Here is a 17,579-nt window from a genome sequence, read left to right as displayed (position 1 = left end):
GATGAACCTCGACTTTTCGCCCTTCCTGCCCTGGTCGGTTCTGGCTGCACTCGCGGTCGTCAGCGCTGTTATCGCCGCTTTCGCGATCTGGCGCGGCATTCGCGGCGCCTGGATCAGAACGCTGGCAGCACTCGCCATGCTGACCGCCCTTGCCAATCCTGTCCTGCTGCAGGAGGATCGGGATCAGTTGTCGACGATCGTCCCGGTTCTTGTCGATCGAAGCCAGAGCCAGCAGACGCCCGATCGCGTCAAGATGACCGACGATGCGCTTGCGGCCCTGAAGGGACAGCTCGCCCGCTTCCCCCAGATAGAGCCCCGTTTCGTCGATGTCGAAGGCGACGTCAATTCCGACGTGCCGTCCACGCGTTTGTTCGACGCGCTGTCGGCCAACATTGCCGATGTCCCGCCCGCCCGTATCGGCGGCGCCATCATGCTGACCGACGGTGAAGTCCATGATGCTCCGGCCGCCAATCAGGCGCTTGGTTTCGACGCGCCGATCCATGGCCTCATCACCGGCAAAGCCAACGAATTCGATCGCCGCATCGAAGTCATCAAGGGGCCGCGCTTCGGCATCGTCAACGAAGAGCAGCAGGTGATCCTGCGCGTCTTCGACGACGGCCCTAGCCCGGGCGGCACGGCCGATGTCACGGTGAAGCTGAATGGCGACGAGATCGCCACCCTGCAGGCGACACCCGGGCAGGATACGCCCTTCTCCTTCAAGGTGCCGGGTGGCGGCAGCAATGTGCTCGAATTCTCGGTCGCGGCACTTCCCGGCGAAGTCACCACCGCCAACAACCGCGCCGTCCACGTCATCGACGGCATCCGCCAGAATCTCCGCGTCCTGCTTGTCTCCGGCGAGCCGCATGCCGGCGAGCGCGCCTGGCGCAACCTGCTGAAATCCGATGCCTCGGTCGATCTCGTCCACTTCACCATCTTGCGTCCGCCGGAAAAACAGGACGGCACGCCGATCAACGAGCTGTCGCTGATCGCCTTTCCGACGCGTGAGCTCTTCGTCGACAAGATCAAGGATTTCGACCTGATCATCTTCGATCGCTACCAGCACCGCGGCGTGCTGCCGTTGCTCTATTACGATTACATCGCGCAATATGTCGACAACGGCGGCGCGCTGCTGATCGCCGCCGGTCCCGAGCATGCCGGCCCCGATTCCATTGCGCTGACGCCGCTTTCCACGGTCCTGCCGGCAACGCCCACCGGAGAGATGATCGAAAAGGCCTTCTATCCCCGCCTCTCCGAGGAAGGCCGCAAACATCCCGTCACGCGCGGCCTGGATGGCTCGGGCGAGGACCCGCCGCATTGGGGACGCTGGTTCCGCAGCGTCGATGTCGAGCGGCCGCAGGGCGAGACGATCATGCTCGGCGCCGACAACCACCCGCTGTTGGTGCTGAACCGCGCCGGCCAGGGCCGCGTCGCCATGCTGCTTTCCGATCAGGGCTGGCTCTGGGCGCGCGGCTTCGAAGGCGGCGGTCCGAACGTTTCGCTCTATCGCCGTATCGCCCATTGGCTGATGAAGGAGCCGGCGCTCGAGGAAGAAGCGCTGACGGCGCGCGCCTCCGGCCGGACCCTTGAGGTCACGCGCCAGACGATCGGCGACAATCCCGGCAACGCCACCGTGCGTTATCCCTCCGGCAAGACCGAAACCCTGCCGCTCACCCAGTCCGAACCGGGGCTCTACAAGGCCGAGAAGAGGATGAACGAAATCGGTCTCTTCGAAGTCCGCAACGGCAAGCTGTCGACGCTTGTTCATATCGGCGCCGTTGACGCGCCGGAATTCAAGGCAATGATCTCGACGACCAATGTGCTGCAGCCGGTCGCCGACAGAAGCAAGGGTCTCGTCGCCCGCGTCTCCAATGCAAATGGCGCGATCTCGGTCCCGCCGATCCTGCCGGTGCGCGGCCAGGTGCGCGTCTCCGACAACGATCGCATGATGATCCGCATGACCAGCGAGACGGTCTTGAAGGGCATCAACACGCTGCCGCTCTTTGCCGGGTTCGCCGGCGTCGGCATCCTGCTGCTCGCCTTCGGCGCCATGTGGTGGCGCGAAGGGCGGTAATCTCATGCCGGAATTCGAGCTCACCGCTTCGCCCTCGCTAGAGGAACTGGCAGTGATCACCGATGCGCTCTCGGCCTTCAACAACAGCGATGTCGGCCCTTCGGATCGCCAGCCGCTTGCAGTCCTCATCCGCGATACCGACGGCAAGGTGACCGGCGGTCTTTCCGGCTTTACCGCCTGGGGCTGGCTCTTCACCCAGATGCTCTATATTCCCGATACACTGCGCGGCACCGGTATATCAGGCAATATCCTCGCAAAGGCGGAAGAAGAGGCGAAAGCCCGGGGGTGCCGCGGCGCTTGGATCGACACCTTCAACCCGCAGGCTCTGCGCGCCTATCTGCGTCAGGGTTATGAGGTTTTCGGAGAGCTTAAGGATTTCCCGGAAGGCCGCACGCGCAGCTTCCTCCGGAAAAATCTCTAGCGCATCTCCTTTGTGCGTCCGAAAGGACGCACGGCGCTCTAAATCATTCGCGCCAGGCGATCGTACCCTTCAGCAGCGCGTGCACGCCCTCGGCGATCGGAACGACGAGTACACGGCCGGGATCGACCGGGCCTGGAAAAGACAGCGCGTTGTAGGCGACCTTCTCGAAGCCGAGCGGGCCGTAATAGGGCGGGTCGCCGACGAGGATGACGGCTTCCGAGCCCTTGCGTCTTGCTGCCTCCACCGCGATCCGCACCAGTTCCCGGCCAATGCCCTTGTTCTTGTGGGAGGGGCGGACGGCGAGCGGGCCGAGCAGATGGCCCTTCACTGTACCGGCCAGTACCGGCGTCATGCGCACGGAGGCGATCGTCTCACCGTTATCGGTGCAGATGAAGGAGAGCGACAGGTCATGGGGTCCCTGCTCACGGATGCGCGCGGCAGCGCGCGTGAAGCGGCCCGGACCGAAGGCTTCTTCGTTGATGTGTTCGATGGCGGCGTCATGAGACGCGTCTTCAGTGAGGTAGACGAGATCGTGCTTGTACATGATGACAGAAACCGGATGGACAGATTGATGGGTCTCGAACACGCCTTGGGCGTTCGGGAGCATCAGCGTCGTCGCGGGTTTCTGGAAATGAACATCAGGCAGGGGTCCGAAAATCGTGAAAAGGCCGATAGCAGGAAAAATTTCCGCCGTCCAACGCAAAATGCACGACGTGACGCACTGTTCAATCTTTACCGCCTGCAAAGCCCTGCCATCTGCGATATCTTCCGTTCCAACACGCAATCAAGGGAATGAAGACCATGGGAATGCTGGTGGATGGCGTCTGGCACGACGTCTGGTACGACACGAAGGAGAGCAAGGGTCATTTCAAGCGGCAGCCCTCGCAGTTCCGCAACTGGGTGACATTAGAGGGTGAGGCCGGTCCTTCCGGCAGCGGCGGCTTTAAGGCCGAAGCCGGGCGTTACCATCTTTATGTCTCGCTCGCCTGCCCCTGGGCGCATCGCACGCTGATCTTCCGCAAGCTGAAGAAGCTCGAAGAGCTGATCTCGGTTTCGGTCGTCGATCCGCTGATGCTCGAGAACGGCTGGGAGTTCAAGGTCGGCGACGGTGCCACCGGCGATCACCTCTTCGGCGCGTCCGCGCTTTGGCAGATCTACGTCAAGGCCGATCCGCACTATTCCGGCCGCGTCACCGTTCCCGTGCTCTGGGACAAGAAGACCGGCACGATCGTCAGCAACGAATCCGCCGAGATCATCCGCATGTTTAACAGTGCCTTCGACGGGCTGACCGGCTCGAAGGCCGATTACTATCCCGAGGACCTTCGCTCCGACATCGATGCGCTGAACGCCACCGTCTACGACACCGTCAACAACGGCGTCTACAAGGCCGGCTTTGCCACCACCCAGCAAGCCTATGAAGAAAACGTCGGCAGGCTGTTCGAAACGCTCGACATGCTCAATGAACACCTCGGCAAGGGCCGCTACCTCTTCGGTAGCAGGCAGACCGAGGCCGACTGGCGCCTGTTCACCACGTTGGTGCGCTTCGACGCCGTCTATGTCGGCCATTTCAAGTGCAACATCCGCCGCATCGCCGACTACCCCAACCTGCCCGACTATCTCCGCGATCTCTACCAGACGGCGGGCGTTTCGGAGACGGTGAACCTGAAGCACATCAAGGAACACTATTACCGCAGCCACAAGACGATCAATCCGACCGGCATCGTTCCCGTCGGCCCGGCGCTCGATCTCGACCGTCCGCACGGTCGTGCTACAGCGCCGCGCGTCCTTTTAGACGCGCAAGGGACGCTGTAGCACTTTGAATTGCTGCATAATTTTATCCCTAAATCGATTCCGATTTAAGAAATTATGCAGTCGCTTGCCGCCGCCTGAGAATTACCAGCGGTGGGCGGGCTCCTGCTCGCCGCGAAGCTCGGCGAGACGGCGATGCGTCGCCTTGGTCGTGCCCTCGGGCAGGCTGTCGAGGGAAAAGAAGCCGCTGTCGGATATCTCCCAGTCCGGCGGCCGCGGCGCCGTCTGCTCGACGATTGCCCGGTAGAAGACGACATGGTCGCGCCTTGTGGTGGTGGTATTGAAATAGACCTGGATCAGCTGCGGCTTGCCGATGATCCTGAGGTTGCCCTCCTCGCGCAATTCCTTGGCAAGCGCTTCCTCGACCGTCTCGTTGCGCTCCAGCCCGCCGCCCGGCATGTGCCAGCCGCCGATATAGCTGTGGCGCACGAGAAAGATGCGTCCGTCTGCATCGAAACAGGCAGCCCGCACGCCCACGGTCATGCTGCGGGCGAAACTGAAATAGACATGCAGCAGGCGCAATGCCAGCCTCATGTGAAGGGGCCGGTTCTCTTTATCCACTATCACTCCGTTTCAGCTCTTCATCGCGCCCGATGTGTTTGATTTGTCAATAAGCTGGTCTATGTCTCGTAACATGTTCAAGCTCGCGCATATCTCCGACGTCCACCTCGGGCCGCTGCCCAGTCTTTCCATTCAAGAGCTGTTTTCAAAACGCATAACAGGCTTTGTGAACTGGCATCGAAATCGACGCAAGCACCTTTTCGGCAGCACGTTGGATCTGCTGCTCGACGACATCCGCGCCCACCAGGCCGATCACCTGGCCGTCACCGGCGACCTCGTTAATCTGGCGAGCGGCATTGAGATTCGCGCCGCCGCTGCATGGCTGCGCGCGTTCGGCGACCCCGCGAACACGTCAGTCGTTCCCGGCAATCATGACGCCTATGTACCAGGCGCCTATGAGAAGTCGATGCGCGCGTGGTACGATTATGTCCGCGGCGATCTCGCCCCGCCGCAATGGCAGGACGACCGCCATATCTTCCCCTATCTGCGTGTTCGCGGCAAAGTCGCGATTGTCGGTTGTTCGACGGCGGTCGCCACTCCTCCCTTCGCCGCCTCCGGCTTTTTCGGCGCGCGACAGGCCCGCGATACTGTCAACATGTTGCGCGCGGCTGGGGAAGCCGGGCTCTTCCGCGTTGTCATGATCCATCATCCGCCGATCCGCGGCGCCACGGCCTTCTACAAACGGATGATCGGCATCCGCCGTTTCGCCGCTGTGATTTCGACGGGCGGCGCCGAACTCGTGCTGCACGGCCATACGCACCTGAACACGCTGCATTGGCTGCGCGGCCAGGTGCAGCCGGTGCCGGTCGTCGGCATCGCCTCAGCCTCGCAGGGACCGGGCAGCGTCAAGCCGCCCGCCGCCTACAACCTCTTCTCCATCGACGGCTCTCCCGGCGCCTGGGAGCTCAGTGGCGAACGCTTCAGCCTCAACAGGGCCGGCGACGCGGTGATGCCGGAAAGCGCGGATATTTTCGCGCCTTAGCGTCACCTCTGAACGCTTTTTATGCAGCACTTGAATCGATCTGCGAGGACATCGGGCCACCGTCGCAACATTTGCCATGGAGGTTGCTTACCCTCTTTGGTATTTTTAGTGGTAAGCGTACAATCCGAGCAACTGCATTGCCTGAGAACGGAGCGCGCCGATGACTTCTTCTTTCCGTTACCTGTCCAGACTTTCGCTCGCCGCCGGCTTTGCCTTCGGCATCGCCACGACCGCTTTCGCGGCCGGCGACAGCAACGATGACACCAATCCGCCGCCGAAGACCCAGACGACCAAGACCTGCACCGGCGGCAAGGTCTGGGACAAAGCCAAGAAGGAATGTGTCAACCCGAAGAAGAGCAGCTTCAACGACGACGATCTCTATCAGTTCGCCCGCGAGTTTGCCTATGCCGGGCAGTATGACAACGCCATCACGGTGCTCAATCTCGCTCGCAACCAGAACGACCCGCGCGTCCTGAACTATCTCGGCTACGCCAACCGCAAGGCAGGCCGCATGGAGCTCGGCATGTCCTACTACCGCAAGGCGCTGCAGGCGGATGAGAATTATATCCTCGCCCGCTCCTATATGGGCATGGCGCTGGTGGAACAGGGAGACATCCAGGGCGCCCGCGTCCAGCTTGTCGAAATCCGTGATCGCGGCGGCGAAGGCACCTGGGCCTATCGCTCCCTGCTGCAAAGCTTGAACGGCTACAAGACATATTGACGCAAGCTTTGCGGGCCACAATACGAAAATCCCTTGGGAAAGAGGGATGAAGACGATCGGATGCTTGCGAAGTGCAGGAGACTTGTTTCATAAAGCACATGCATCGACGGCGTCGATAAAGTCGGTTTCGCGCCCGACGGCGAACCCTTCGTCCGCGAAACCATTGTGAATGCTTCTTGGATAGACAATGCGTCAGCCCGCAACGACCATCGATCTCCGGCGTGATCTCGTCGGCCTCCTGCCCCGCCTTCGCCGCTTCGCGATCACGCTCGCGGGTGAGGTTGCCGTGGCCGATGAACTCGTTCAGGCCGTCTGTCAGCGCGCCATTGCCAAAGGTCATCAATGGAGCGGCGAAGGCCGGCTCGAAAGCTGGATCTACACGCTTGCCCGCCAGCAATGGGCCGACGACAACCGCAAGCGCAAGCCGAAGGCTTCCGTCCGCGGCAACGTCACCGATATTCGCGAGGCCGCCTCGGCTGCGGTCGATCCCGACACCATCCATCACATGATTTCCGATATGCCGGATGGCGTTTCCAGCATGTTCCTGCTCGTCGACGTCGAAGGCCACAGCTACCAGCAGGCGGCCGACATCATGGGCATTCCGGTGGCAAACGTCGTCTCTCAGCTCGCCACCGCGAGGCTGCATTTCGCCGGGCTTGCCGGCACTCACCCGATCCACAGGTACTGAATTTGCTCGATTTTAGGAAATTGCCGCTCGAGGCCCAGCTCACCGCCCTTCTCGACGGCGAAGTCTCGCCCGAACAGCGGCACGAACTGGAACAGCGTCTGGCAAGTGACGAGAATGCGCGCCGGCTGCATGAGAAGCTACGTCATGGCGCCGATTTTGGCCGCCGCCGCCTCGACGATATCCTGAAGGAGCCGGTGCCGCTCGCCCTCGTCCGCTCCATCAAGAGCACACAGCCGCCGAAAACGCCGATCGCCCAGCGCGCCACGCGTCCGCAGGTGAAACTGGCGCCGAGCGGCCCGCAGGCGCTGGCCGCCGCCCTCATCCTCTTCGTCGTCGGTTGCGGCATCGGCTATTTCGTCGGCGCAGGCCCCGATGCCGACGAGATCGCCACCATGGCCACCACCAATACGGCACCGACCAATACCAACGACTGGCTGGGCGACGTCACCGCCTATCAGCGCCTGCTGATCCGCCAGCCCCGCCATCTCGTCGAAGTGCCCGCCTCGCAGGCCGAGGAAATCTCCAGCTGGCTGACGACCGCGATCGGCGTGCCCTTCCGCGTGCCTGATCTCAGCGCCGAAGCCTGGACCTTCCAGGGCGCGCGCGTCATCCTCGGCGATAGCCGCCCTGTCGGGCAGCTCGTTTATTCCAACGCCGACGGCGACGTTATCTCCATCTGTTTCCGCAAGGACGCGCAGCCGCCCGAGACCGACGACTTCAAGGAAACGATCAAGGACGAGATCGGCCTCGTGACCTGGCACAATGCCGGCACCTCCTATGTGCTTGCCGGCCCCTCCGCCGAAGCAACCCTCGGACAGCTCGCCATGGAGATCGCCACGGCGATCTGATTGATAGAGCATGACGTCGAGCGGTTTTCGCACCACGTCGTGCTCGCCTTCTTTGATTTAAGGCACCAGCACCACCTTGCCGACCGCCCTCCGCCCTTCGATGGCGCGATGCGCTTCCGCCGCTTGATGCAGTGGGAAACGACCGCCGTCGATAACCGTCAGGGCGCCAGCCGCGGCAAGCTCGAAGAGTTCGGCAAGATCCTCCCGCACACCCTGGGACGTCAGCAGCGGCAACAGCGAAAATCCCTTGATCGACTGATTGTCATCAAGCATGTCCTCAACATCGGCCGCCCCAAGCCCGAATCGCCCCATCGCCGCCAGCACCAGCTCGCCGCAAGGCGCCAGCGCATCGAGCGCCGCCTTTGAAAACGCGCCGCCGACGGTTTCATGGATGATATCCGCACCGAGCCCTCCGGTCAGCCTTTTGACGTCCTCCTGCCAGCCGGGCGCCGTATAATCGACCGCATGATCGGCGCCGAGAGATAGGGCAAGCCCCCTCTTCTCGTCGCTGCTCGCCGCCGCGATCACCATCTTCGCCCCGTCGCGTCTCGCCAGCTGCACAAGCAGCGATCCGACACCGCCCGCTGCCGCACTCACGAGAACGTTTTTGTTTTTCGCCGGACTGCGGCGCAGGAGATGCAGCGCCGACAGCCCCTGCACCATCAGCGCGGCCGCCGCCGCGAAGGAAAGCGCATCGGGCAGCAGCACCACCGCCCCGCCATCGACCGCGACGAATTCGGCATAACCGCCCGAACCGCGCCCGATCGCAAAGAGAGGAACGCCAACCCGCCTGCCAAGGAGCGACGGGTCGGCACCAGTCCCTGCTCGCTCGATTGTACCCGCGACCTCGACACCGGGAAACATCGGCAGATCAGGCGTCACGGCATAGCGGTCGGCCCGCATCAACACCTCGAAGAAGTTGACACCCGCTGCATGGACGCGGACGAGAACCTCGCCCGGCCCAGGTTCGGGGACCGGCAGTTCCACGGGCTCAAGGACGTCGGGCGGACCGAAGCGAGTGAACTGAACGGCTTTCACGGCAGATGAACCTCACGTCTGATTGGCGTGGGGCAGGTTTAGCAATAGAATATCCGGCAAAAATACACACTCTTTCGTGCCCTACCCACCAGGAGGTGACCATGGCCGAGCCGATGAAAAGACTCCCCGAGCTGCCGGTCGAGCGCGCGCTGAAGGTGATTTCAGGACGCTGGAAGCCGGTCATCCTTTACTACGTCTTCTCCGGTCCGAAGCGTCTGTCGGAGTTGAAGCGGATGATGCCCGCCATCACCCAGAAGGTGCTGATCCAGCAGCTGCGCGAGATGGAGGAGCACGGGCTGGTCGCCCGCCAGATCTTCGCCGAAGTCCCTGCTCGCGTCGAATACAACGCGACCGAACTCGGCCTCGCGCTCGAACCGGTGCTGCTGGCGCTCTGCCAATGGGGCCAACGCCACGCCGAAGCGCGAAACGAAGCCGACAAAGTCGCCGACTGCATCGTCAGGCCGCGCCGCGCTACAGCACCGCGCCTCTTTTCAGACGCGCATAAGGCGCTGTAACACTTTGAATTGCTGCATAATTTTATCCTTAAATCGATTCCGATTTAAGGAATTATGCAGTAGAGCGGTCTCGGCCTGAGACCTAACCGACAAAGGCCGATTAGGCTTTGCCGGCCTTCACGTCGAGGACGCGGTTGGCGGCCGAGACGATCGCTTCCAGCGACGCCGCGACGATGTTGGTATTGATGCCGGCGCCGAAGAGCTTGCCGCCGGGATAGGAGATCTCGACATAGGAGATCGCCGCTGCGTTCGAGCCATGCTGGAGCGAATGCTCGGAATAGTCCTCGACCGACATGTCGACGCCGAGATAATGCGACAGCGCATTGATGAAGCCGTCGATCGGACCGTTGCCGCGCCCTTCGATGCGCTTGATCTCCCCATTGTCGGTGATCTCGGCTGCGACGATCCGCTGGCCCTTGTGCTCGGTGTCGGGATAGGTGTGATGGTCGACGAAGCGCAGGCGGCCTTCCGGCTGCGTCACGTAGCGCTCGATGAAGCGGTCGTAGATGCGCCGGGACGGAAGCTCTTTGCCCTCGACGTCGGTGATGCGCTGGATGTCCTCGCGGAATTCCACTTGCAGGTTGCGCGGCAGGTTCAGCCCGTAATCCTGCTGCAGGATATAGGCGATACCGCCCTTGCCAGACTGAGAGTTGATGCGGATGATCGCCTCGTAGGAACGACCGACATCGCGCGGGTCGATCGGCAGGTATGGGACTTCCCACATCGGATGATTGGCGACCTGCGCTGCCTTCATACCCTTGTTGATCGCGTCCTGATGCGAGCCGGAGAAGGCGGTGTAGACCAATTCTCCGACGTAAGGATGGCGCTCGCCGATCGCCATCTGGTTCGAATATTCGAACACTTCCTTGATGCGTTCGATATTCGAGCAGTCGATCTCGGGATCGACGCCTTGCGTGAACATGTTCAGCGCCATCGTCACCATGTCGACATTGCCGGTACGCTCGCCATTGCCGAACAGCGTGCCTTCGACGCGGTCGGCACCTGCCAGCAGTGCCAGTTCGGCAGCGGCAATGCCGGTGCCGCGGTCGTTATGCGGATGCAGCGAAACGATCAGGTTCTCGCGATTGTCGAGGTTGCGGCACATCCATTCGATCTGGTCGGCATAGACGTTCGGCGTCGCCATCTCGACGGTGGACGGCAGGTTGATGATCAGCTTGTTATCGGGCGTCGGCTTGACGACCTCGATGACGGCGTTGCAGATCTCCAGCGCCACATCGAGTTCCGTGCCGGTAAAGCTCTCCGGGGAATATTCGAAACGATAACCGCCGCCGGCCTTCGTGGCCATATCGGTGATCATCTTGGCGGCATCGACGGCGATCTGCTTGATGCCCTGCACATCCTTGGCGAAGACGACGCGGCGCTGCAACTCGCTGGTGGAGTTGTAGAAATGCACGATCGGCCGGTTTGCGCCTTCCAGCGCTTCGAAGGTGCGGGTGATGAGTTCCGGGCGGCACTGCACCAATACCTGCAGGGAGACGTCGTCGGGCACATTGCCCTCCTCCACGCACCAGCGGGCGAAGTCGAAATCGGTCTGTGAAGCCGAGGGGAAACCGATCTCGATTTCCTTGAAGCCCATCTCGATCAGCAGCTGGAACATCCGCGCCTTGCGATCGTGGCCCATCGGGTCGACGAGCGCCTGGTTGCCGTCGCGCAGGTCGACCGAGCACCAGACCGGTGCCTTGGTAATGGTCTTCGTCGGCCAGGTGCGATCGGGAATGTTTACCTGCGGGTAGGCCCGGTATTTTACCGCGGCGTCGGGCATGCCTTTTGCGGGGGCCGTCTTGTTTGTGGAGGCCATGTTATTCACGGAGGCCATCTTATTCTCTGAGGATTGCGTCTTCGCGTCCATCGTATCGTCTCCTCGTCCCGGCATTTGCCCGCCTCATAGCCGATCATGTCGGGCTTGGCGATAAACAAATGCGGACCTTGTCGGTCGTTAGGTCAATTTTGAAAGTGAGTCGCGAGGAGCGATGGCCGGGCGGGCTTTCGGCCGCCGGGCGCTCCTCAAAGGACCCGGCAACCGCGCGTAAGGCCGAGGAGAAGAAGCGAGGTCAGGGCGCGCGTATTGTCACGCAGGGCGATACGGCCGCGTGCAATCGTGTCAGAAATTCTGGCGCCAGTGGTCTTCATGACCGCGCTTATAGCCTCGGGCGGTGATGCTGGCAAGTCCTTGCCGGGCTTTTGGTCACCGCCAACAATCGACGAACTGCGCACTTATTGCTGGCGGAACTGCTTGAAGCGCCAGGATCCGGCATTTGGGGAGCACAACGACCCTCCGTTACCTCGACTGAGCTCGGTCTTTCCAAATCTTCACCAGCCGCGACAGCGCCAGCATCAGCCCACCCGCGATCAGACCCCAGAAGGCACCGGAAATACCGCCGAAGGAAACGCCGGAGGCGGTGACGAGGAAGGTGATCGCCGCCGCCTCGCGCGAGTCCGGCGCCTGGAAGGCCGACATCGCCGAGGACGAAAAGGCGCCGACCAGCGCCAGCCCAGCTACCGCCTCGATCAAGATGGAAGGCGCGAGCGCGACGAAGGCCGTCACAGCGCCGGCAAGCAGCCCGAGAATGATATAACCGACGCCGGCGATCAGGGACGCCCAATAGCGCCGCTTCGGATCGGCATGGGCGTCCTGTCCGGCGCACATTGCCGCGGTGATGGCCGCCAGATTGACCGCGTGGCCGCCGAACGGCGCCGACAGCAGCGAGAAGAAGCCGGTGACGGCAAAGAGCGGACCGGGCTTCGGGTCGTAGTGGTTGACCTTCAGCACCGCGATACCCGGAATGTTCTGCGAAGCCATAGTGACGATGAAGAGCGGCAGTGCGATCGAGACGAGGCCGGCGAGATTGAACACCGGTCGGACAAACTCCGCCGTCGGCACCAGCGACTGCTCCAGCGAGCTGAGCGCACCGTCGGGGATATCGACACCGAAGGCGAGCACCAGCACGAAGGCCGCGAGTGCTGCCGGCACTGCCCAGAGCCGCTTGAAGGCGCCGACGACGATCCAGGCGACGACGATCGGCAGGCCGAACAGCGGATTGAAGCCGATCGCCTTCACCGGCGCGAAACAAAGGCCGATCAGCACGCCGGCAAGCATCGCATTGGCGAGTGGCGCCGGAATGGCGGCAACCGCTCGCCCGAGCGGCTTGAACAGTCCCGCAACAATAATCAGGGCAGCACAGATCAGGAATGCTCCGACCGCCGCATTGAAGCCACCCTCGATCGCCCCGGTGCTTGCCAGCAGTGCGGCGCCCGGTGTCGACCAAGCGATGCTGACCGGCAATCGGGTCACGGCACTCAGCACGATCGCACAGATGCCCATGGAAATCGACAATGCCATCAGCCCGGAAGCCGCCTGTACATCCGTGGCGCCGACCGCCTGCAGCCCGTGCAGCACAACGGCGAAGGAGCTGGCGGAACCGACGAAAGCGGTCAGCAGCCCCATAAACAGGGCCTGGACGGAAAACTCTTTGAACATGGCAGGACTCGTCGCTGCGGGATGGCGCATGGAGCATGACCGCTGCGGCACGCGCAAGTCCAGATTTCCCGCATTCGGTTCGCTGCCTGGCGATAGAAGATCATCTCCGTTCAAACGTCTTCCGGGCGAAGAAAATGTCACAACAAAACGCCTTTGCGCTCGCCCACCGCGCGCATAGAGTGACCCCCATTCCGTCAGATCGGGGGATGGACGAATGGTCGGCGAAGCACGGATGGTTCTCGTTACCGGGGCAACCGGAGGCATTGGAACGGCAGTCTGCCATCAGCTCGCCGGGAGCGGCTATCCGCTGGTTCTGGCCGCGCGCAACGAGGCCAAGCTGAAAACGCTTTCCGATGAATTGACCGGCGACGGTCATGTCTGGTTGCAGCTGGACATGACGAACGATCAGTCGATCCGCCAATTCGGGGAAGAGCTGGCGGCAAGGCGCATCACTCTGGATGGCGTCGTGCTGATGCCACCGCAGGCCCACAGCACCAATGATCCGATGCCGGGCGCAGACGCCTGGCGTGCGCTGTTTCAGAATTGCTTCATCGGACCTCTCGAGGTCCTGAAGGCGGCGATCGACCGGATGAACCCCGATCCGGTCAACGGTCGCCGGGCAAAGATCGTCATCATATCGGGAATATCGTCTGCGCAGGTACTTGGGCGCTACGCTACCTCGAACGTGCTGCGCTGCGCCTGGATCGGCGAGGCAAAGACATTGGCCTTCGCGCTCGGCGCCCGGGGCATCCACGTCAACACGCTTTCGCTCGGAGGCACGCTATCTCCCTGGTATCGAGAGGGGATCGAAAAGCGCGCCGATGCCGTCGGTATCACGTTTGAACAACGCCTTGCCGAGGAAACGGCAAACATCCCTTTGGGAAAATACGGAGAACCGGCAGAGGTTGCCGTCGCTGTCGAAGGGCTCCTGTCGCGCTTCTCCGACCACATGACCGGGCTGAACATCATGCATGATGGCGGGTTCACGCGCTCATACTAGAGCCTTTCCTGGTCGGCAATAAAATGAAACGCCCTCGCCTGCGGTCTGCAGACAAGGGCGTTTCAATGGTTTGGGCTGAGAAAACTTAGATATCGGCCTGCGACGTCACGATCCGTGAAACGAGGCCATACTCCTTCGCCTCTTCGGCCGAAAGCCAGTAGTCGCGATCCGTATCCTTGTCGATCTTGTCGAGCGGCTGGCCGGTGGCCGCTGCCATGATCCTGTTCAAGCGCTCGTTCATCTTGATGATCTCGCGCGCCTGGATTTCGATGTCGGATGCCATGCCGCGCGTGCCGCCGGAGGGCTGATGCAGCAGGAAGCGCGTGTTCGGCAGGCACAGGCGCCGCTCCTTCGGAGTGGCGACATAGATCAGCGCGCCAGCGGAGGCGACCCAACCGGTGCCGATCATCCAGACCTTCGGCTTGATGAACTTGATCATGTCATGAATGGAATCGCCGGATTCGACGTGGCCACCGGGCGAATTGACATAGATGCGGATGTCCTCGTCGCTGGCCGCGGCAAGTGCCACAAGCTGCGAGCAGACCTTCTGCGCCAATTCCTGATTGATCGGTCCGTAGATGAAGATCGAACGCGACTTGAAAAGATTCGCCTCCGTTTCCTTGCCGAGCGGCAGTTCCTTCGTCTTGTCGTCCTGGTCTTCGTCGTTCATTCGAACCTCTTGGAGATGAATTCGGGTTCCTCGCACATAGTGCGACTCAATGCCTAAAACAATGCGGGAAAAACACAAGGCACCGAAGCGATAGAGATATCCTTAAGAAGCCGCGCGCCGTTCTGCAAGCCTTACCGAATTGTAACGGCGAAAGGCTTTGAAAAGCCCAAATCGGTTCCTACCTCAGCCTCACGCGGCAAACGCCGCCAGCGCATAACCCCGACAATCGAATCGATTGTCGGGGTTATGCGCAGTTTTAAATTGATAGAACGTCCTTAGCGCGTCCTGTCGGACGCGCGGCGCTCTAGATCATTAGGAGGCACGACAATGTCACCCGAAGAACGCCAATTGCTGACCGCCCTCTTCGACCGCGTACGCACCGCCGCGGCCACACCGCGCGACAGCGACGCCGAGGCCCTGATCGACCAGGCGACTCGCGAACAGCCGTCCGCCACCTATTATCTGGCCCAGGCCGTCATCGTTCAGGAAAAGGGGCTGGAGGCGGCCGCCAACCACATCAAGGAACTCGAAGAGCGTGTCCGCCAGCTGGAAGCCGGCGAGAGCGAACACCGCCAGGCCGAACAAGGCGGCGGTTTCCTGAGCTCAATCTTCGGCAATACGCAGACGCAGCAGCCCGCGCCTGTCCCCTCCAACCCCGGCCCATGGGGCCACTCCTCCCGCGGTTATGACGATTCCCGTGGTTACGACCGTGATGTCCGCCAGCCGCCGCAACAGCCGACCGGCCCTTGGAGCCAGCAGGCCTATGCACCGTCGGCCGGCGGCAGCTTCCTGCGCGGCGCGCTCGGCACGGCAGCGGGTGTTGCCGGCGGCATGCTGCTTGCCAATTCGCTGAGCGGCATCTTCGGCAACCACATGTCCTCGCTCGGCTGGGGCTCGCCCTTCGGCGCCAATCCCTTCGGCAATGCCAGCGCGCCCACCGAGGAAACCGTCATCAACAATTATTATGGCAATGACGACACCCGCCAGGCCGCTGATACCGCGTCAGACGACAAGGATAACGACAATATCCAGCAGGCCGATTACGATGACAACGACGATTACACTGACGACTCGTCCGGCGACGACACAACGGATGTGTGAGAGCTAGCGGCCGGAGACGGGCAGCGATTGCCGCGCCGTTGCCCGGCCCTTCGCTCTAAGCTCAGGGCGTTCACCGCTGCAATCGATTCACTGGATCGATTGCTCGGGCTGCGCCCGACCGCGGCTCACCCACGGCCGCGATAGGTGGCAACGCCCTGCTCCGGCAGCCACACGCCTTCCGGCGGCGTGCCCGTCTGCCAGAAGACATCGATCGGAATGCCGCCGCGCGGATACCAGTAGGCACCGATCCTCAGCCACCTCGGATCGAGCAGCTCGACGATGCGCTTGGCGATGTAGACCGAGCAATCCTCGTGGAAAGCGCCGTGATTGCGGAAAGAATGCAGGAAGAGCTTCAGCGACTTCGATTCCACTAGCCATTCGCCCGGAATGTAGTCGATGACGATATGGGCGAAATCCGGCTGCCCGGTCATCGGGCAGAGCGAGGTGAATTCCGGCGCGGTGAAGCGTACGACGTAATCGGAGCCGGCATGGTTGGACGGCACTTTTTCAAGCACCGCCTCCTCCGGCGATTGCGCGGTTTCAGTTTGCTGACCCAGCATCGACAGGCTGGAAACATCGGTACTCGGCATTATGCCTCCTTGACGACTTTGACTCGGATGCCGTGAGCCTTTTCGCCCTCCGGCTCCACGTGAATTGCGATGGTGGCGCCCTCGTGCACCGCCCTGATGGCATCCTCAAGGCGGTCGCATATATCATGCGCCTGCCGCACCGACATCCCGCCGGGCACCACCATGTGAAAATCGATGAAGGTGACGGTGCCCGCGCGGCGCGTTTTCAGGTCGTGCACGCCGATTGAGCCTTCTGCGTGGGCAGCGATCGCCTGCTTGATCGCCTCCTCCTCCTGCGGCTCGACCGCCTGGTCCATCAGCCCGCCGATCGATTGCGAGATCACCTTCCAGCCCTGATAGAGAATGTTGACGGCAACGAGGATGGCGAGCACCGGGTCGAAGATCGCATACCCCGTCGCCAGCGCCAGCAGCAAGCCGATGAGCACGCCGACAGAGGTTACGACGTCGGACATGATATGCTGCCCATCCGCCGTCAGCGCTGCCGAGCGATGTCTGCGTCCGGTTCTGATCAGCAACCGCGCCCAGATCGCATTGATGACACCGGCCGCGAAATTGATCGCAAGGCCGAGCACGGGTGCATCCAGCATGCGTGGCTCGGCGAGGTAACCAACCGCCTCGTTGACGATCAGCAGGGCAGCGACGACGATCAGCGCGCCCTCGGTAACCGCTGACAGATATTCCGCCTTATGATGGCCGAAAGGGTGGTCGTGATCGGCCGGCTTCTGCGCATAGCGAATGACGAAGAAGGCGATGAAGGCGGCAACGACGTTGACCGACGATTCGAGCCCGTCCGACAGCAGCGCCACCGACCCGGTGACCCACCACGCCACCATCTTCAGACCCATGACGCCGAGCGACAGCGGAATCCCCCACATCGCCAGCTTGCGAACCGTAAGATCGCCGTTGTCACTCATATCGTTCCCCTGCGGTTGCGAATGAATTGCAGCTTTCAAGCCGTTGAAACGCAAAACCGCCCACGCGAATGTCGCGCAGGCGGTTCAGTTGATGGTGATATGGGGGAACAGAGCGGATTTGTCAAAGGGGAATGAGACTCCCTTCCGCGCG

Annotated in this window: 19 protein-coding genes; 11 read left to right on the top strand and 8 right to left on the bottom strand. The window is 62.0% G+C overall.

Annotated elements, in window-relative coordinates; all coding sequences use genetic code 11:
• Window position 1 precedes the first annotated feature (1 nt).
• Both C3Y91_RS22580 and C3Y91_RS22575 read left to right on the top strand, forming a co-directional pair.
• Window positions 2-2,071 carry a hypothetical protein gene (locus C3Y91_RS22580; RefSeq protein ID WP_168575805.1) on the top strand — a complete coding sequence of 690 codons (2,070 nt, stop codon included), beginning with the start codon at window positions 2-4 and terminating at the stop codon, window positions 2,069-2,071.
• Between the two features lie 4 nt (window positions 2,072-2,075).
• Window positions 2,076-2,492, top strand: a complete 417-nt coding sequence (locus C3Y91_RS22575) for a GNAT family N-acetyltransferase (protein ID WP_012758475.1) — start codon at window positions 2,076-2,078, stop codon at window positions 2,490-2,492.
• 43 nt (window positions 2,493-2,535) lie between these two features.
• Here C3Y91_RS22575 and C3Y91_RS22570 read toward each other — a convergent pair whose 3' ends face one another.
• Window positions 2,536-3,099: a GNAT family N-acetyltransferase gene (locus tag C3Y91_RS22570; RefSeq protein WP_080518576.1), complete on the bottom strand. Its 564-nt coding sequence runs from the start codon at window positions 3,097-3,099 to the stop codon at window positions 2,536-2,538.
• On the opposite strand from C3Y91_RS22570, the gene C3Y91_RS22565 reads away from it, so the two are divergent.
• A complete protein-coding gene (locus C3Y91_RS22565; RefSeq protein ID WP_164902749.1) occupies window positions 3,064-3,288 on the top strand; it encodes a hypothetical protein in 225 nt (74 codons plus the stop codon). The two genes, C3Y91_RS22570 and C3Y91_RS22565, sit on opposite strands and share 36 nt — an antisense overlap.
• Before the next feature lie 5 nt (window positions 3,289-3,293).
• Window positions 3,294-4,304: a glutathione S-transferase family protein gene (locus tag C3Y91_RS22560; protein ID WP_168575816.1), complete on the top strand. Its 1,011-nt coding sequence runs from the start codon at window positions 3,294-3,296 to the stop codon at window positions 4,302-4,304.
• Between the two features lie 81 nt (window positions 4,305-4,385).
• On the opposite strand, the gene C3Y91_RS22555 is transcribed toward C3Y91_RS22560, so the two are convergent.
• Window positions 4,386-4,862, bottom strand: coding sequence for an NUDIX domain-containing protein (locus tag C3Y91_RS22555; RefSeq protein WP_168575804.1), 477 nt, complete (start codon window positions 4,860-4,862; stop codon window positions 4,386-4,388).
• Window positions 4,863-4,935: 73 nt separating this feature from the next.
• Between C3Y91_RS22555 and C3Y91_RS22550 the strand changes: the two genes are divergently transcribed.
• The 4 genes from C3Y91_RS22550 (at window position 4,936) to C3Y91_RS22535 (ending at window position 8,101) form a co-directional block, all read left to right on the top strand.
• A complete protein-coding gene (locus tag C3Y91_RS22550; RefSeq protein ID WP_029767235.1) occupies window positions 4,936-5,844 on the top strand; it encodes a metallophosphoesterase family protein in 909 nt (302 codons plus the stop codon).
• A 160-nt stretch (window positions 5,845-6,004) separates the two neighbouring features.
• A complete protein-coding gene (locus C3Y91_RS22545) occupies window positions 6,005-6,565 on the top strand; it encodes a tetratricopeptide repeat protein (protein WP_018073933.1) in 561 nt (186 codons plus the stop codon).
• Window positions 6,566-6,752: 187 nt separating this feature from the next.
• Window positions 6,753-7,253 carry an RNA polymerase sigma factor gene (locus C3Y91_RS22540; RefSeq protein WP_024319512.1) on the top strand — a complete coding sequence of 167 codons (501 nt, stop codon included), beginning with the start codon at window positions 6,753-6,755 and terminating at the stop codon, window positions 7,251-7,253.
• Between the two features lie 2 nt (window positions 7,254-7,255).
• On the top strand, window positions 7,256-8,101 hold the full coding sequence (locus C3Y91_RS22535; RefSeq protein WP_018483182.1) for an anti-sigma factor family protein: 846 nt from the start codon (window positions 7,256-7,258) through the stop codon (window positions 8,099-8,101).
• 57 nt (window positions 8,102-8,158) lie between these two features.
• On the opposite strand, the gene C3Y91_RS22530 is transcribed toward C3Y91_RS22535, so the two are convergent.
• On the bottom strand, window positions 8,159-9,139 hold the full coding sequence (locus tag C3Y91_RS22530) for a quinone oxidoreductase family protein (RefSeq protein WP_024319511.1): 981 nt from the start codon (window positions 9,137-9,139) through the stop codon (window positions 8,159-8,161).
• 5 nt (window positions 9,140-9,144) lie between these two features.
• On the opposite strand from C3Y91_RS22530, the gene C3Y91_RS22525 reads away from it, so the two are divergent.
• Window positions 9,145-9,654 (top strand): winged helix-turn-helix transcriptional regulator, encoded by a 510-nt coding sequence (locus C3Y91_RS22525; RefSeq protein WP_024319510.1) that lies wholly within the window; start codon window positions 9,145-9,147, stop codon window positions 9,652-9,654.
• Between the two features lie 100 nt (window positions 9,655-9,754).
• Here the strand turns inward: C3Y91_RS22525 and leuA are convergent, their stop codons facing one another.
• Entirely contained in the window at window positions 9,755-11,524 is a 1,770-nt protein-coding gene (leuA, locus tag C3Y91_RS22520; RefSeq protein WP_168575803.1) for a 2-isopropylmalate synthase, read from the bottom strand.
• A gap of 429 nt (window positions 11,525-11,953) precedes the next feature.
• A complete protein-coding gene (locus tag C3Y91_RS22515; RefSeq protein ID WP_024319508.1) occupies window positions 11,954-13,183 on the bottom strand; it encodes a benzoate/H(+) symporter BenE family transporter in 1,230 nt (409 codons plus the stop codon).
• A 184-nt stretch (window positions 13,184-13,367) separates the two neighbouring features.
• Here C3Y91_RS22515 and C3Y91_RS22510 point away from each other — a divergent pair, with 184 nt between their 5' ends.
• Window positions 13,368-14,153 (top strand): SDR family oxidoreductase, encoded by a 786-nt coding sequence (locus C3Y91_RS22510; protein WP_018073926.1) that lies wholly within the window; start codon window positions 13,368-13,370, stop codon window positions 14,151-14,153.
• A gap of 85 nt (window positions 14,154-14,238) precedes the next feature.
• On the opposite strand, the gene C3Y91_RS22505 is transcribed toward C3Y91_RS22510, so the two are convergent.
• Entirely contained in the window at window positions 14,239-14,823 is a 585-nt protein-coding gene (locus C3Y91_RS22505) for an ATP-dependent Clp protease proteolytic subunit (protein WP_003561390.1), read from the bottom strand.
• 327 nt (window positions 14,824-15,150) lie between these two features.
• Here C3Y91_RS22505 and C3Y91_RS22500 point away from each other — a divergent pair, with 327 nt between their 5' ends.
• Window positions 15,151-15,924 carry a DUF2076 domain-containing protein gene (locus C3Y91_RS22500; protein ID WP_130664935.1) on the top strand — a complete coding sequence of 258 codons (774 nt, stop codon included), beginning with the start codon at window positions 15,151-15,153 and terminating at the stop codon, window positions 15,922-15,924.
• Window positions 15,925-16,049: 125 nt separating this feature from the next.
• Here the strand turns inward: C3Y91_RS22500 and queF are convergent, their stop codons facing one another.
• Window positions 16,050-16,514, bottom strand: coding sequence for a preQ(1) synthase (gene queF / locus C3Y91_RS22495; RefSeq protein ID WP_018073924.1), 465 nt, complete (start codon window positions 16,512-16,514; stop codon window positions 16,050-16,052).
• Window positions 16,514-17,428, bottom strand: a complete 915-nt coding sequence (emfA, locus tag C3Y91_RS22490) for a CDF family cation efflux transporter EmfA (RefSeq protein ID WP_018073923.1) — start codon at window positions 17,426-17,428, stop codon at window positions 16,514-16,516. The genes queF and emfA overlap by 1 nt, the downstream gene beginning before the upstream one ends.
• Window positions 17,429-17,579 lie beyond the last annotated feature (151 nt).

This window comes from Rhizobium ruizarguesonis, from assembly GCF_012349115.1.
Classification (GTDB): domain Bacteria; phylum Pseudomonadota; class Alphaproteobacteria; order Rhizobiales; family Rhizobiaceae; genus Rhizobium; species Rhizobium ruizarguesonis.
The sequence above is the reverse complement of the archived record's forward strand: the minus strand, read 5'-3'. Positions and strand labels throughout refer to the sequence as shown.

Bases quoted from the DNA above. Each gene is read 5' to 3' on its own strand.
- C3Y91_RS22580 (WP_168575805.1), top strand. From the start codon at position 2: ATGAACCTCGACTTTTCGCCCTTCCTGCCCTGGTCGGTTCTGGCTGCA.
- C3Y91_RS22575 (WP_012758475.1), top strand. From the start codon at position 2,076: ATGCCGGAATTCGAGCTCACCGCTTCGCCCTCGCTAGAGGAACTGGCA.
- C3Y91_RS22565 (WP_164902749.1), top strand. From the start codon at position 3,064: ATGGGTCTCGAACACGCCTTGGGCGTTCGGGAGCATCAGCGTCGTCGC.
- C3Y91_RS22570 (WP_080518576.1), bottom strand. From the start codon at position 3,099: ATGCTCCCGAACGCCCAAGGCGTGTTCGAGACCCATCAATCTGTCCAT.
- C3Y91_RS22560 (WP_168575816.1), top strand. From the start codon at position 3,294: ATGGGAATGCTGGTGGATGGCGTCTGGCACGACGTCTGGTACGACACG.
- C3Y91_RS22550 (WP_029767235.1), top strand. From the start codon at position 4,936: ATGTTCAAGCTCGCGCATATCTCCGACGTCCACCTCGGGCCGCTGCCC.
- C3Y91_RS22545 (WP_018073933.1), top strand. From the start codon at position 6,005: ATGACTTCTTCTTTCCGTTACCTGTCCAGACTTTCGCTCGCCGCCGGC.
- C3Y91_RS22540 (WP_024319512.1), top strand. From the start codon at position 6,753: ATGCGTCAGCCCGCAACGACCATCGATCTCCGGCGTGATCTCGTCGGC.
- C3Y91_RS22525 (WP_024319510.1), top strand. From the start codon at position 9,145: ATGAACCTCACGTCTGATTGGCGTGGGGCAGGTTTAGCAATAGAATAT.
- leuA (WP_168575803.1), bottom strand. From the start codon at position 11,524: ATGGACGCGAAGACGCAATCCTCAGAGAATAAGATGGCCTCCGTGAAT.
- C3Y91_RS22515 (WP_024319508.1), bottom strand. From the start codon at position 13,183: ATGCGCCATCCCGCAGCGACGAGTCCTGCCATGTTCAAAGAGTTTTCC.
- C3Y91_RS22510 (WP_018073926.1), top strand. From the start codon at position 13,368: ATGGTCGGCGAAGCACGGATGGTTCTCGTTACCGGGGCAACCGGAGGC.
- C3Y91_RS22505 (WP_003561390.1), bottom strand. From the start codon at position 14,823: ATGAACGACGAAGACCAGGACGACAAGACGAAGGAACTGCCGCTCGGC.
- C3Y91_RS22500 (WP_130664935.1), top strand. From the start codon at position 15,151: ATGTCACCCGAAGAACGCCAATTGCTGACCGCCCTCTTCGACCGCGTA.
- queF (WP_018073924.1), bottom strand. From the start codon at position 16,514: ATGCCGAGTACCGATGTTTCCAGCCTGTCGATGCTGGGTCAGCAAACT.
- emfA (WP_018073923.1), bottom strand. From the start codon at position 17,428: ATGAGTGACAACGGCGATCTTACGGTTCGCAAGCTGGCGATGTGGGGG.